Origin of the sequence: Acidaminococcus sp. AM33-14BH (assembly GCF_003603525.1) — a bacterium.
Lineage (GTDB): Bacteria > Bacillota > Negativicutes > Acidaminococcales > Acidaminococcaceae > Acidaminococcus > Acidaminococcus intestini.
The window spans coordinates 69,262-83,067 of record NZ_QTNG01000012.1; the positions used below are offsets into that span (position 1 = coordinate 69,262).

Here is a 13,806-nt window from a genome sequence, read left to right on the forward strand (position 1 = left end):
TTGCCCCAATTGTAAGGAGGGGTGTCAGATGGCATTCGATGATAGTAAAGGCCCGTTCGATCAAGATTATACCTGCTCTTTTTGCGGTAAGAAGCAGAGTCAGGTCAAGAAACTGATTGCTGGCCATAATGTTTTCATTTGCGATGAGTGCGTTGCCCTGTGCAACGAGATGCTCGACAAGGAACTCAAGAAACCTGCGGGAGAAAAGATTACCGATCTCCCGAAGCCGAAGGAAATTAAAAAGATCCTCGACGAATATGTCATTGGACAGGACGACGCTAAAGTGGCTCTGTCCGTGGCTGTCTATAACCACTATAAACGCATCAATTACGAACAGGATCATCATTCTGATGTGGAATTGCAAAAATCCAATATCTTGATGCTGGGACCGACAGGAAGCGGGAAAACCCTCCTTGCACAAACCCTAGCTAAGATCCTGCAGGTGCCGTTTGCCATTGCGGATGCAACGAGCCTGACGGAAGCTGGTTATGTTGGGGAAGACGTGGAAAATATCCTGTTGCGTCTGATCCAAAATGCCGACTATGATATTCCGCTTGCGGAACGGGGCATCATTTACATCGATGAAATCGATAAGATTTCCCGTAAATCCGAAAATCCGTCCATTACCCGTGATGTATCGGGGGAAGGGGTGCAGCAGGCCCTACTTAAGATCCTTGAAGGGACCGTTGCTAATGTGCCGCCCCAAGGGGGACGGAAACATCCACATCAGGAATTGATTCAAATTGATACGACCAATATCCTCTTTATATGTGGCGGTGCCTTTGCTGGCCTCGAAAACGTCATCAATGCCCGCACGGGGAAGAAAAGCATGGGCTTTGGTGCAGAAATCGAGACACAGAAGGAAAAGGAAATGGCCAATCCTTTTAAGAAGGTCCTGCCTGAGGATTTTGTAAAGTATGGCCTGATTCCTGAATTTGTCGGTCGTCTTCCCGTTGTCGTCACCTTGGACCAGCTTGATGAAGCGGCCTTGGTCAAAATCCTGACGGAACCGAAGAACGCCCTGACTAAACAATATGAATCCTTCCTCGCCATGGATCATGTCGAGCTGGATTTTGACGATGATGCCCTGAAGGCCATTGCCCACGAAGCCTTGGCCCGTAAGGCCGGAGCTCGGGGACTTCGTGCCATCATTGAAGGCATCATGAAGAATGTGATGTATGAGGTCCCGAGCCGCGATGACGTTGAAAAATGCATCGTGACAAGGGATGTCGTTACGGCCCATAAGGAACCGGAACTGGTTCTTAAAAAGGTTGATGCAACTAAAAAAGCACGTAAAAATGCCTAGGAAAAAAGGAAAAGGGGGTCCCCTTTTCCCTTTTTCGCTATAAGGATGGTGAAACAGATGTCTGAAGTAGAAACAATGAGATTGCCTCTTCTTGCCCTTCGCGGCTTGATTGTCTTTCCAGGGATGATCATCAATCTTGACGTAGGGCGGGATCGCTCTATCAAGGCTGTAGAAACGGCTATGGCAACAACGAAACGGATTCTTTTGGTGACCCAGAAAGCAGCTGAAGAGGCTGATCCGACGGCGCAAGACTTGTATGGGTTCGGCGTTGTTGCAGAAATCAAACAGATGCTCAAGATGCCAAACGGCGCGATGCGCATCCTCGTAGAAGGACTTTATCGTGTAGAGGTCATCTCTGTCATCGATGAAGTTGGGATGAACTTGGAAGCCCATGTAGAAGTCAAAGAGGATACGGATAATAGGGGCAATGAAGTGGAAGCCCTGAAGCGTATGCTTGTAGAGACTTTTGAACAATGGGTGCTGGCAAGTAAGAAAGTGACAAGCGAAGTCATGCTGACCTTCAAGGATCAGCCTGATGCAGGCCGTGTCGCCGATATGATTGGCGGTTATTTGACCATTGATGTGCCGGAAAAGGAAAAACTCCTCGAAGCCATCAGTGTCAAGGAGCGGCTGCACCTTTTGTATATCTATCTGTGCAAGGAACTGGAAATCGTTACCCTTGAAAAGAACATTTCCCAGCAGGTCCGTAAGCAGATCGAACAGAATCAGCGTGAATATTATTTGCGAGAACAGATGAAAGCTATCAGCAAGGAACTCAACGAAGGGGACGAAAAGCAGTCCGAAGTGGATGAGTACAAGGCAAAGATGGCAAAACTGAATCTCCCGGAAGAGGTCAAAAAAGCCCTTGACAAGGAACTTGATCGGCTTCTCAAGATGCCCCCCATGATGGCTGAAAGTGCTGTCATCCGCAGTTATCTTGATACTTGTCTGAGTCTGCCCTGGGGCAAGATGACCCAGGATAATTACGACATTAAAAAAGCTGCCCAGATCCTTGATAAGGATCACTACGGCTTGAAGAAGGTCAAGGAACGGATCCTGGATTATCTTGCTGTCCGTGCCCTTACCAAGAGCAACCGTGGCCCTATTATCTGTCTTGTGGGTCCTCCCGGAGTCGGGAAGACGAGCCTTGCCCAAAGCATTGCCCGTGCTGTGAATCGAAAGTTTACCCGCATTTCCCTGGGTGGCGTCCGGGATGAAGCGGAAATCCGCGGTCATCGCCGAACCTATGTAGGCGCCCTGCCGGGCCGTTTGATCCATGGTATGATTGAATGCGGGACCGATAATCCGGTCTTCCTCCTGGATGAAGTGGATAAGATGGGAGCGGATTTCCGGGGAGATCCGGCCTCAGCCCTTCTTGAAGTCCTTGATCCGGAACAAAACAGCCATTTCAGCGACCACTACATTGAGTTTGCTTATGATATGTCGAATGTTTTCTGGATTGTAACGGCAAATACCGTCGAGACAATTCCGCCAGCCCTTTTGGACCGGTTGGAAGTCATCCAGCTTGACAGTTATACGGACGAAGAAAAAATCAAGATTGCCCAGCAGCATCTTTTGCCAAAAGAACGAAAACTCAGTGGGCTTCTTGCTAAGAACCTCACTTTGTCCCCCAAGACCTTGGAGCATATTATCCGAGACTATACGCGGGAAGCAGGTGTCCGTAACCTCGAACGCAAGATTGCCACTATCTGTCGTAAAGCAGCCCGCCGGATTGTTGAGAAAAAGATTGAAAAGGTTTCTGTCGGTGTGGCAAACCTCAAGGAATTTTTAGGACCTGCTGTCTATCTTGAAAGTGATATGAAGGCCAAAGCGGCTATTGGCGTCTGCACAGGTCTTGCTTGGACAAGTGTAGGCGGCGAGCTCCTCAAGATTGAGGTGGTTGTCTGTGAAGGCAAGGGCAAGCTGGTCCTCACGGGCCAATTGGGCGATGTCATGAAGGAATCAGCCCAGACTGCTTTTACCTATATTCGGTCCCGGGCCAAGGAGCTGGGCCTTGAACCGGATTTCAATGAAAAAATCGACATCCACATCCATGTCCCGGAAGGCGCTATCCCGAAAGATGGTCCGTCTGCAGGCATTACGATGGCAACGGCCATGGAATCGGCTCTTACCAAACGAAAGGTCAAGGCGGACCTTGCCATGACTGGTGAAATCACCCTAACCGGTCAGGTCCTACCCATTGGCGGACTTAAGGAAAAGGTCCTTGCAGCGGCTCGTTACCAGATCAAGACGATTCTCTTGCCTCGTCAGAACGAACAGGATCTGGAAGAGTTGCCTGATCATGTTAAGAAATCCATGAAGTTCATCCCTGTAGATCACATGGATCAAGTCACGAAACTTGCTTTGGAGGCATAACAATTATGGTAATGACGCAGTGGGATATTGTCGGCGGCGAATTTGTCGCGTCAGCCGTCAAGGCCACCCAGTACCCGCAGGATACGGTGGATGAAGTTGCATTTATTGGTCGCAGCAATGTAGGTAAATCTTCCCTGCTCAATTCGCTGGCAAGGCGAAAGGGATTGGCTCGCGTCAGCAGTTCTCCTGGTAAGACCCAAACGATTAATTTCTATTCTTTTCGTGCCAAGAAAACAACGGAGAAAGAACCGCTGCGTCATACCTTTTATGCAGTGGACCTGCCAGGGTATGGTTTTGCTCGGACCAGTCAGAGCCAAAAGAACCAGTGGTCTGCTTTTATCTGCAAGTATATGGAAAATTCCCGGGACCTGAAGCTTGTCTGTATCCTTATGGATATCCGTCACGCACCCATGGAAAGCGATATTGACTGCTACCAGTGGCTCCTTAGTCTGGGAATCCCTCTTATGATTATTTTGACGAAGTCGGATAAGCTCAATAAAGGAGCTGTGGCGGCTCAAAAGGAACTTTATAAGAAAACTTTTGGTCTTGATGATGATCGCATCCTGACCTACACCTCGACGGCCCACACAAACCGGCGAGAACTAATCGAACGGATTTTGGCTACGTTGGGACACTGAACCCCATGATCAAAGGCCGGCAGCAAGGAATTGATATCCTTTGCTGCCGGCCTTATCCCTTTTATCTTGATTTTCGCAGACGTTCCAGGAATTGGGTGAGGATGCGAGCCGTAATGCCCCAGATGAGCCGTTCTTTATAACGATAGAAATAGATATCGTAGGAATGCTGCATGACCCAATCTTCCTTTTCCGGGGTTTCAAGTTCCGGCGGGAATCCTTCCAGCCGTTTGGATCCAATGGCCACCTTGCCTTTTTTCGGGGTGAGGGAAAGGAGTGTTTCTACTGGAATCGTGAAAAGTTCTGCAACCTCGTCTTGCTCAATGGTGAGAGGGCAATCTTTGGGGAGGATTCCCACATAGGGATAGATCAGGGGACCCATGACGCCATAAAAGTAATCGAGCGGGCCCAGGAGTGTAATTTCATTTTGGGGGATTCCCAGTTCTTCCGATGTTTCCCGAAGGGCTGTATCGCTGAGGTTCCGGTCCATGTCCTCTCGATGTCCGCCGGGAAAACAGATATCGCCTGGCTGCCAGGTAAGCGCCGAGGAACGGACTTCAAATAAGATTTCCCACCCCTTAGGGCCTTCAATGAGAGGTAGAAGGACAGCTGATTCCCAGATATGGAGTGTACTGTCAATGGAAGATGGTTGGGAAGGGATGATCCGGCGCAGTGTGTCTATTGCTTGAAAAGTCATAGGTGGGGATATCCTTTCGTTAGGGTTTCCTATAGTGTAACTGATTTTCCCTTTTCGGTAAAGAGACGAAAAAACTTGACAAGGACCTTTCCATGATTTATTATACAGGGAAACATAAAGCACAAGTCGGGTTACCGACCGGGCCGAATAGGCAGCAGGTAGATAAAGCATCTGCGGGACACAGCAGCGTTCCGCAGGTGTTATTTTTATCCCGTGTTTTTTCTTACATTTTCTGAGAATAGAAAGGTGATCAGCGTGAGACGGTCCTTGAAACAACAGTCCTCCAGCGATATTGCGATGCACGTTTCCTACGTAAGTATCCTTGTCAATCTAGTCCTTAGTGTGGGTAAATTTGTAGCCGGCATCATGGGCCATTCATCGGCCATGATTTCTGATGCCATTCATTCCGCTTCCGATGTTTTCAGTACCATCATCGTAATCTTTGGTGTCCTTTTGGCTAGCCGTTCCTCAGATGCAGACCATCCTTATGGACATGAAAAGCAGGAATATGTTGCGACCCTCTTTCTGGCCTTTGTCCTTATGTTCACAGGCCTTGGCATAGGCTATGAAGGGCTTCAGTCCATCCTCCATAAGACGTATCTAGACCGTGAATCGCCGGCCCTGATTGCCATGGCAGCTGCCATTGTTTCTATTGTTACCAAGGAAGCTATGTTTTGGTATACCATCAGGGCTGCAAGAAAAATCAACTCCGGTGCCCTATCGGCAGATGCTTGGCATCATCGCAGTGATGCTCTTTCTTCGATTGGGTCCTTCATCGGAATTTTGGGGGCGCGTATGGGTTATGGCATCATGGATCCCTTGGCTTCTGTTGTCATCTGTTTGATGATTATCCATGCCTCGATTGGTATTTTTCGGGATGCTTCCGATAAGCTCGTCGACCATGCGGCCAATGGCCGTACCATCGAGGAAATGAAAAGTTTCGTTATGAAGCAGTGTGGCGTAACCGGGATCGATTCGCTCCGTACCCGTATGTTTGGTGCTAAGATGTATGTCGATATCGACATTGTTGCCGACGGGAACCTGACCCTTTTTCAAGCGCACCGCATTGCTGATGAAGTCCATGATACAATTGAGCGGCATTTCCCGGAAGTCAAGCACTGCATGGTCCATGTTTCGCCGGATCCGGAAATTGCTGCAAAAGATGATACGAAAACAACTATTTTTTGCCCCATCGGATCCAATCGGATTACAGGGGAAAGCTAACCTGAAATTTGAAATGAGGGAGGGCGATGAGAATATGAGAGGCTTATATTCTCATCGCCCTCCTTTTTTTGGGAAAAAGGCAGTGGCGGAAGAAAATGAGGATCTTCTTTATAGGGGATGAAGGCGGGACTTCTACCTGGTTCAGTCAGATAAGGCGTAAGGAGCATAACTACTTCAGTGCGCGTTTTTTTGCGAGACCGAAAGGTAAAGAGATTCCCTAACAGGGGCAGTTTTGATAGGAGCGGGATGGTTTCCAGACGTTTTTGTTCCTCATCACTGATCAGGCCGCCGATGACGAGGGTTTCGCCTTCCCGAAGACGAACATTCGTATCCGCCGTTCGGCTTGTAATCCGGTAATTGTGGAGCTCTGAAATTAGGGTTGGGGTGCTGACTTCCGTATGGACCGAAGCCGTGATAACGCCATCAGGACCGACAATGGGGGTGTAAGAAAGGCGGATACCCGCATCTACATATTCTGTCGAGGTTGTCGTGGTGCCGTTGGAAACTTTTTCCGTAACGACAGGGATATGGTCACCAATGAAGATTTTTCCTTCTTTTCCTGGCACGGTGACAATGCGGGGCGTGGCAAGGACCTTTGCCTTTCCTTTTTGACAGAGAGCAGAAAGGATGCCTTGAAAGGAGCCCGTATAGCCATGCCCCAGATGGAAGGTACCGCCATCTGTTTCTTCGCTATTTTGCTGCGGCAGTCCGCTCCATTTCCACTGGAGGCCCAATTCGCGGGAGGCGTCTTCCTGCAGGGAGAGAATTCGGGCTTCCAAGGTTACCTGTTTTTGCAGCCGGTCCATGCGGGCAAGGACCTTTTGGGCCCGCGCTTGATCTCCAGGACTTCCCAGCACAAAAAGAGTATTGCTTGTCTGATCAAAGGATAGGGGCGCCTTGATGAGGGGCTTCAAGGTTTCAGCCGCTTCCTTTGCTGGAACGTAGGAAAGAGGGTAGGCTGTGAGTGCACCGAACCCTCTTTCCATGGTCCCTGCCGGAGCTACGATGGTGACGTCCCCGACTGTTTCAAGGAAAAGCCCTTGGGAAGCGGCAGCAAGACGGAGGGCTTCTTCGTAAGGCACGTCATGAAGGGTGAGGGAAAGTTCCCCCGTAAGGGCTTCAGGAAAGACAATGTTTTTTCCACTCATGGAAGCCAGGGAACGAAAGACTTCTTCGGTCGGCGCTTTTTTTACGGATAGACTGACCAAGGGACCGGCAAAGGCTCTGCCGCATACAAAAAGTAAAAGGCACAGGAAGAAAAAACGTTTCATGGAATCACCTCACCAACGGGGATGACCATATTGTTCCAGATGATCGAATCGGAATGGATGGCGCGCACTTGCCCTCTTTGTGGAATCTTATCCATGGTTTCCAGCAGATAGGTCTTTTCTGGGCCTATGAAGAGTGCTTTGCGGCATCCGTCGACCGTGAGGATTCCGCTAAGGCGCAGCATTGGGCTTTCAGTCTTTTCCCTTTTCCCAAAAGGGAAAGGGGAATCATCTTTAGCCGTAGGAAAGGGATGCGGCACAGGGGAATGGGAATGAAACAACCCTTCAAAAGGATCCCTACGGGGCGGCACAAGACCTGCTTTTTCTTTTTTCTGGGGGAGTACGGGTATAATGGCAGGCGGTGGGGAAAGGGGCTCATTGGGCAAGGAATCTTTTGGACGGAAGATGAGAACGCCAATAAGAAGCGGAAAGGGAAAAAGGAAGAGAAATCTTTTTTTTCTTTCTTTCAAGGCTTTTTTCAGGGCTGATGGATGAATCATTATTCCTCCTTTGAAAGATATGACAGAAATATTCAGCTTTTTTTAGAAAAGTATGATACTCTATTAAAAGAACGCTTAATAACGTCTTTTATTATACTGATTCCTGTTCTTTTTTCCTACCCCGATTGATTAAAAGGGGGGCGCTTCATGGTAAAAGGCTGTTTTCTCGTGACGAACGTCCCTTTTTTCGCATTATCTGCTTTATTATATGGAGGAATGATGATGAGCCAATCCCAGACACAGCAAGCCCCTTTTTTTCAAGAGGCGCTTTTTTCCAATGCCGGCAGAGATGATGGAAATATCATTGCCGCTTCCAAGAAAATCCTTGAAGTCTGTCTGGATCTGTCTGTCAGCGATGTCCATTTGGAACCGCAAAAAAATGGACTTCGCATCCGCGGACGCATGGATGGTGTCCTGCAGGACCTTATGCGGATTCCACCGGTCATGCAGGATGCTTTGATTTCCCGCTATAAAATTATGGCCCGCATGGATATTGGAGAAAAACGCCTGCCCCAGGATGGCCGTATCCAAATGACTTACCAGGACCGTTCCATTGATATCCGTGTTTCTTCCCTTCCTACGCTTTACGGAGAAACGCTTGTCATGCGCCTTTTAGACAGTGGAAAAGGTCTTTACTCCCTGGACCATCTGGGGTTTTCAAAAGAAAACCTGGAACGGCTTTATCAGCTTCTGCATGAACCTTATGGACTGATTCTGGTAACCGGACCGACGGGATCGGGGAAATCTTCAACGCTTTATGCCATTTTGCAGGCCCTCAATGAATCCGGTCGGAGCCTTGTTACCGTGGAAGATCCCATCGAATATCAGATTGACGGCATCAGCCAGGTTGCCGTGCACCCCAAGATTGGCCTCACTTTTGCCAGATGCTTGAGAAGCATCCTCCGACAAGACCCGGACCTGATTGTCGTAGGTGAGATCCGTGATCGGGAAACGGCAGAAATGAGTGTCCATGCCGCGCTCACCGGTCATCTTGTCTTCAGTACGCTTCATACCAACACCGCGGTTGGTGCTGTAAGCCGTCTTCTTGACCTAGGGGTTGATTCCTATCTTGTGGCTTCGGCCCTGAAGGGAATTGTGGCCCAGCGTCTTTTGCGACGGCTCTGCCTCCAGTGCAGGACGGCCTATGCCGTTGGGGAAAATAGTTGGGAAAGGACGTATTTTTCTCTCAAGGGGCCGCTTCATCTTTTCCATGCGTCCAGCTGTGCCCATTGCCGAGGAACGGGATACAGCGGGCGTCTTGCGGTTCAGGAAGTTTTTCCTTTTGACGAGGCGTGCCGTCAGGCTGCTGCCCGAGGACTGGGTGAGAAGGCCCTGCTTGAGCTTGGTCGTCAGCAGCAGGTTGCTTCCCTTTTCGAAGATGGCCGCGCAAAAGTTCTTGCTGGAGAGACCTCGCCGGAAGAAATGCTTCGCGTCTTAGGCCCCTTAGAGAAGAAATAACCACTGCCTCTGTTGTTTTTTGGACGCTTTTTGGATAAGATAGGTGCGGAGAGCCCTTATTTTTCTTCCAACCAGTTCGTTTCACTCGATTTTATTCAAAAAGGAGATTTCTTATGTGGCTTTTATGGAATTTGTTTGACCTTGCCGGAACCCTATCTTTTGCTGTTTCCGGTGCCATTGTGGGTGCTGTCAAACGGATGGATATTTTTGGCATTTCCGTTCTTGCCATCCTGACGGCAGTAGGCGGCGGTATGATTCGCGATGTCTTGTCCGGTCATATTCCTCCGGCAGCACTGCGCAATCCTGTTCCCATAGGACTGGCCCTATTGGTTGCTATTGTAACCAGTTACTTTATCTCTTCGTACCGTTTGGAGGGCCGGAGAAAAAAGTTCCTCAATCTTCTTTATATTGCTGCTGATACCATTGGCCTTGCTTCCTTTACGGTTACAGGAACCATGGTAGGCCTTTCGGATGGAGAACCAGAATCCTATATTTTTCCTGTTGTCCTAGGACTTTTAACGGCAGTGGGCGGTGGTGTCCTGCGGGATCTCATGGCGCAAAAGATTCCTGTCGTCCTTGTAATGGATGTTTATGCCACGGCTTCTATTGCGGGAAGTATCATGATCTGTCTCTGTTGGCGTTTTGGGGCCATGGACCTTGCCCCTATCATTGGGGCCCTTGTGGTAATCATTCTCCGCGTGCTTGCCGTGCACTTTAAATGGCAGCTCTACCGACCGGTAAAGTAAAATAGAGGTAGGGAAGAAGGACATTCATCCTTTCTTCCTTGCCTCTTTTTTATGTATGTTCTTGTCCTCTCAGCTAGATATGACGAGGCCAAGATGGCCATTGCCGACAGTGGTCGATTCTCCCTCAAGCTGCTTTGAAACGGGATTTTTATTGCGGTTGTCTTGATAAGAAATGTGAACTTGCTATGGCATGCAAGGCTGTTGGTTCACTTGAATGTCTGTGTCTTACGTTTTTTCTGGCTTTTTGCAGCTTAGGTTTTGATGGGGACAGATACGAAGATCCATCGGCCTCGGTGACGAAGCAAACGTGCTGCTTGTCACAGTGATCCAACCATCGTGTTTTTTTCAGTTATCTAATTTGGAGGGGAACAGATTATCCAGATGCCAGCAAAGAAGCTGCCGACTGACAATGCGGATGGGCCGATATGCGGATATGCGGCGTAAGCCTGTGCTCTTTCCGCTAACAAACGTAAAAATTCCTGAAAGTGGATCGAACGGCGACGGTATTTGGAGGATGACTTTGGAATGAGAGTGTGGTACGAGGCTTTTTGCGAAACATCATGCCCCCATTATTTTCAGAAGTATCTTTTTTAAGCAATGGGGCAAGTAACCCCATCCAATCGGAACGATTTTGGCACTGCCCAACAATGAATCGCAAAATTTCACCGCATCCGCAAAAGCTTTGCGCAGTCGGTTAAGGGGGAGCTTCCGCGGCATATCCCAGGGCAAGGGCACAGATTGGTTCGCAGCGGCTTTTTAGTGTGTGGCATAATTCAGGGCAGGCAAAATAAGTATTGCAGATCCAGAGACTGCCAAGCTCCAGACTGTCAGCCGTAAGACACCCATTTTCGACGGCAGCGTCAATGGACGGGGCGTAGCAAATTCCCGATACCCGTTCGTCCCAGCTGAGGGTGTGATCCAGACGGCAGCCTAGATCATTCATGACAAAGATCAGGACGGGGGCCTCTTTCATGATTCCTATTGTAACGATGAAATGCTGGGCTGACGATTCTTGGAAGCCGGGGCCAGCAGACCGGCTTAGAGGATTTGTTCCACAAAGTCCTGGGGAACGGGGCTATGCTTATAGTTTCGGATGCTGCGCCGCAGAGCGATAGAAGCAATCATGCTGAAAATCCTTTCCTCGTTGATTGAAAAAAGGGCTGTGAAGAAACGAGATGATCATTTCCTCACAGCCTCATTGAATTGTATTACCGCATATTGATGAACTGGACGTCGATGCCGAAATCATCACTGCGGATGAGTTGGATGACGGCCTGCAGATCATCTTTTTTGGGCCCGGAGACCCGGATTTGATTATCCATTTGCTGGGTCGTGACTTTGATCTTCGATGCCTTGATGGCAGCAATGATCTTTTTAGCGGTTTCCTTATCAATGCCCTGCTTTAAGGTGACTGTTTGGCGGACCGTTCCTTTCGCAGCCGGTTCAACCTTACCGGGTTCCAAGGCACGCAGGCTGAGCCCCCGCTTAGCCATGCGCTGGCGCAGGATGTCAAGGATGGCGCCTAGCTTGTATTCGTCTTCTGCGGTCATCTTGAGGCTTTCATCAACAAGTTCAATGGCAGCGGCTGATCCCCTGAAATCGTAGCGTTGGGAAATTTCTTTTCTCGTTTGGTTCAGGGCATTGTCAAGTTCCTGCATATCCAATTGGGAGACGATGTCGAAAGAGCTGTTTTTTGCCATGTATAAGTTCCTCCTTTGGCATTTTCCTGTAGTTATGGATTGACGCGGACGGAAACTTCAAACATGCGGTTCCAAGGAAACTCGATGGTATAATCGGTTCCTTTTACGTCCGGTTCATCACTGATGTAGGTCTTGAAGAGCCGATTTGTCCGGCTAAGGATCTTGTTATAATATTTTCCAAGATCATACTTGAGTTTTACATTGTGACGGTCCATTTCAAGGGATACACGGTAACGCACATTGGCTTGATAGATCCAGTCATCAAGGAGCCGGATCTTGAGCAGGCGGAGCCGGTCTGGTTCAGACATTCGTTTGGCCAAGATTCCTTGGGAAAGGGCAAAGCCGATGCTGTTGTCCGATGTATTCCATCCAGAATAGGCCGTAAGGTCAAGCAGGGCTTTTTTATGGGAGAGCGCTTCCATAAATCCGTTATCGGCGCCATTGGCATAGGCAATGTCGGCCAAGGCAATGGGCTTCATGCGTTCAAGGTCCGCAATCTGGGCAGCAAATTCCTTGTTGGCGCGGTTGCTGTAGGGGGCATTCTCATTGGCTGTGGAATCGCGGCAAATACCATCATCCGGTGTGTTGACTGCAAGGATGAGGTCTGCTTTTTTAGTGCTTGAAGCAATCTTGCCGCCAATGGCGATAATCTGGTTATGTACCGAATTTTCGGCACTTTCATCTGTATACAAGGGAACGGTGCTGCCTCCTGTCCCAGGAGCAAAAAGTGGATAGACTGCGGGCTTATCGCCGCGGATTTCGTTGATGGCCCGCGTGACCAAGGTGAGTCCCAGCTGGTCGACTCCAGGGACAATTTGGAACTGTTTCTTATTCATGCCGTTTCCCAAATTTTCCAGGATGCGTGCTTCCATGTGGGTCTGGGAAAGGGGGGCGTCATCATCCTTGCCGATGGCAAGAAAATGAAAGCCATCCCGCTGGGCCATGCGGATAAGGCGTTTATTGGTCTGGAGATTCACCAGACGCCTCGTACGCCAATCCTTTAGATCATTTGCCGGAATGGAAAGGGTCAGCTGGTTTTTTTCCCGTTCTTCTGTTTCCGTAAGGCCTTCCATGTCCTCCTTGTCCGCCAGTTGGGAAAGACGGAAGATCTTGGGCCCATATGTCTCATAATAGGCGGGTTCAACAGAGGCCACACTTTGACGGGGCGTCCGCATGATTGTACTGAACGCGTAGATCTTAAGGCCAGGATTATTTTTGTGGAGCGTGTCGAGGCGCACAATTTTTCCCCGGAGGTATTTTTCCAGGTGATGATGCTTCCTTGAGGCGACAAGGCCCCCGTAGTTGAGACTGTCCGTTGCAATGACAGCGGCCTCGGCGTGAGGGGCTTCGGTTTCCAACCATTCCCAAAGGCCCTCGTTGTCGCCGACGCTCTTATGGTTGGAAAGATATTTCTCCGGTGGGACAGTCAGGGGATAACCGGCTGCTTTGGCCGTATCGACCGTATATTCAAGGTTTACAGGACGGTTGTCCAAGGGAATGTAGATGATCTTGGGAGAGGCAGCCGCAAGGCCTGAAAATAGTAAGAGCGCTGCCGCGCTTCCTAAGAGATATTTCTTGATCTGCAAGAGCTTCCATCATCCTTTCTGGGAATGGAACCGGCTATGTTCCATCATCGTAATGAAACTATTATATCGTATTTGTCTCATTTTTTCACACCTTTTGTGATTTTAGCCGGCCTACGCTTTCATCACTGTGGAAAGCCGCCGCAGTCAGGGGAAAAAGAGGAAGAACCGTATCCCCTAGTACTCTGATGTGGTATAATGAGCAAAAGGACATTGCCTAAGAAGGGAGATGCCCTTGGTTTTGTATGCCTTCTTTAACGTGAATCAATCTTCTAAGAATATAAGGAAGTTGGGGGACAGTACCTCTTGCTTC

General features: G+C 49.1%; 12 protein-coding genes. 6 read left to right on the plus strand and 6 right to left on the minus strand.

What is annotated here, in order from left to right; genetic code table 11:
- Nucleotides 1–28 precede the first annotated feature (28 nt).
- The 3 genes from clpX to yihA are packed head-to-tail and all read left to right on the plus strand — an operon-like array spanning nt 29 to nt 4,320.
- Entirely contained in the window at nt 29–1,306 is a 1,278-nt protein-coding gene (clpX, locus tag DW817_RS08960; protein WP_120112158.1) for an ATP-dependent Clp protease ATP-binding subunit ClpX, read from the plus strand.
- Nucleotides 1,307–1,363: 57 nt separating this feature from the next.
- Nucleotides 1,364–3,682, plus strand: coding sequence for an endopeptidase La (gene lon, locus DW817_RS08965; RefSeq protein ID WP_243634111.1), 2,319 nt, complete (start codon nt 1,364–1,366; stop codon nt 3,680–3,682).
- A gap of 5 nt (nt 3,683–3,687) precedes the next feature.
- Nucleotides 3,688–4,320 carry a ribosome biogenesis GTP-binding protein YihA/YsxC gene (yihA, locus tag DW817_RS08970; protein ID WP_009015630.1) on the plus strand — a complete coding sequence of 211 codons (633 nt, stop codon included), beginning with the start codon at nt 3,688–3,690 and terminating at the stop codon, nt 4,318–4,320.
- Between the two features lie 61 nt (nt 4,321–4,381).
- Here yihA and DW817_RS08975 read toward each other — a convergent pair whose 3' ends face one another.
- Nucleotides 4,382–5,014, minus strand: a complete 633-nt coding sequence (locus tag DW817_RS08975; RefSeq protein ID WP_009015629.1) for a CoA pyrophosphatase — start codon at nt 5,012–5,014, stop codon at nt 4,382–4,384.
- 267 nt (nt 5,015–5,281) lie between these two features.
- On the opposite strand from DW817_RS08975, the gene DW817_RS08980 reads away from it, so the two are divergent.
- Entirely contained in the window at nt 5,282–6,238 is a 957-nt protein-coding gene (locus tag DW817_RS08980) for a cation diffusion facilitator family transporter (RefSeq protein WP_243634112.1), read from the plus strand.
- Here the strand turns inward: DW817_RS08980 and DW817_RS08985 are convergent.
- Together DW817_RS08985 and DW817_RS08990 are read right to left on the minus strand one after the other, a co-directional pair.
- Nucleotides 6,235–7,509, minus strand: a complete 1,275-nt coding sequence (locus DW817_RS08985) for a type II secretion system protein GspD (RefSeq protein ID WP_120112165.1) — start codon at nt 7,507–7,509, stop codon at nt 6,235–6,237. The genes DW817_RS08980 and DW817_RS08985 overlap by 4 nt on opposite strands.
- Nucleotides 7,506–8,006, minus strand: a complete 501-nt coding sequence (locus DW817_RS08990) for a hypothetical protein (protein ID WP_120112168.1) — start codon at nt 8,004–8,006, stop codon at nt 7,506–7,508. The genes DW817_RS08985 and DW817_RS08990 overlap by 4 nt, the downstream gene beginning before the upstream one ends.
- Nucleotides 8,007–8,222: 216 nt before the next feature.
- Between DW817_RS08990 and DW817_RS08995 the strand changes: the two genes are divergently transcribed.
- Together DW817_RS08995 and DW817_RS09000 are read left to right on the plus strand one after the other, a co-directional pair.
- Nucleotides 8,223–9,464 carry a GspE/PulE family protein gene (locus tag DW817_RS08995; RefSeq protein ID WP_226828494.1) on the plus strand — a complete coding sequence of 414 codons (1,242 nt, stop codon included), beginning with the start codon at nt 8,223–8,225 and terminating at the stop codon, nt 9,462–9,464.
- Nucleotides 9,465–9,577: 113 nt separating this feature from the next.
- On the plus strand, nt 9,578–10,210 hold the full coding sequence (locus tag DW817_RS09000) for a trimeric intracellular cation channel family protein (protein ID WP_120112171.1): 633 nt from the start codon (nt 9,578–9,580) through the stop codon (nt 10,208–10,210).
- A 694-nt stretch (nt 10,211–10,904) separates the two neighbouring features.
- Here DW817_RS09000 and DW817_RS09005 read toward each other — a convergent pair.
- The 3 genes from DW817_RS09005 to DW817_RS09015 all read right to left on the minus strand — a co-directional run bounded on the left by DW817_RS09005 (nt 10,905) and on the right by DW817_RS09015 (nt 13,496).
- On the minus strand, nt 10,905–11,183 hold the full coding sequence (locus DW817_RS09005; protein WP_243634113.1) for a hypothetical protein: 279 nt from the start codon (nt 11,181–11,183) through the stop codon (nt 10,905–10,907).
- A gap of 235 nt (nt 11,184–11,418) precedes the next feature.
- Nucleotides 11,419–11,910, minus strand: coding sequence for a YajQ family cyclic di-GMP-binding protein (locus DW817_RS09010; protein ID WP_009015622.1), 492 nt, complete (start codon nt 11,908–11,910; stop codon nt 11,419–11,421).
- A gap of 32 nt (nt 11,911–11,942) precedes the next feature.
- A complete protein-coding gene (locus DW817_RS09015) occupies nt 11,943–13,496 on the minus strand; it encodes a DUF4127 family protein (protein ID WP_009015621.1) in 1,554 nt (517 codons plus the stop codon).
- Nucleotides 13,497–13,806 lie beyond the last annotated feature (310 nt).

Coding starts and splice junctions, on each gene's coding strand:
- clpX (WP_120112158.1), top strand. CDS start 29: ATGGCATTCGATGATAGTAAAGGCCCGTTCGATCAAGATTATACCTGC.
- lon (WP_243634111.1), top strand. CDS start 1,364: ATGTCTGAAGTAGAAACAATGAGATTGCCTCTTCTTGCCCTTCGCGGC.
- yihA (WP_009015630.1), top strand. CDS start 3,688: ATGGTAATGACGCAGTGGGATATTGTCGGCGGCGAATTTGTCGCGTCA.
- DW817_RS08975 (WP_009015629.1), bottom strand. CDS start 5,014: ATGACTTTTCAAGCAATAGACACACTGCGCCGGATCATCCCTTCCCAA.
- DW817_RS08985 (WP_120112165.1), bottom strand. CDS start 7,509: ATGAAACGTTTTTTCTTCCTGTGCCTTTTACTTTTTGTATGCGGCAGA.
- DW817_RS08990 (WP_120112168.1), bottom strand. CDS start 8,006: ATGATTCATCCATCAGCCCTGAAAAAAGCCTTGAAAGAAAGAAAAAAA.
- DW817_RS08995 (WP_226828494.1), top strand. CDS start 8,223: ATGATGATGAGCCAATCCCAGACACAGCAAGCCCCTTTTTTTCAAGAG.
- DW817_RS09000 (WP_120112171.1), top strand. CDS start 9,578: ATGTGGCTTTTATGGAATTTGTTTGACCTTGCCGGAACCCTATCTTTT.
- DW817_RS09005 (WP_243634113.1), bottom strand. CDS start 11,183: ATGAAAGAGGCCCCCGTCCTGATCTTTGTCATGAATGATCTAGGCTGC.
- DW817_RS09010 (WP_009015622.1), bottom strand. CDS start 11,910: ATGGCAAAAAACAGCTCTTTCGACATCGTCTCCCAATTGGATATGCAG.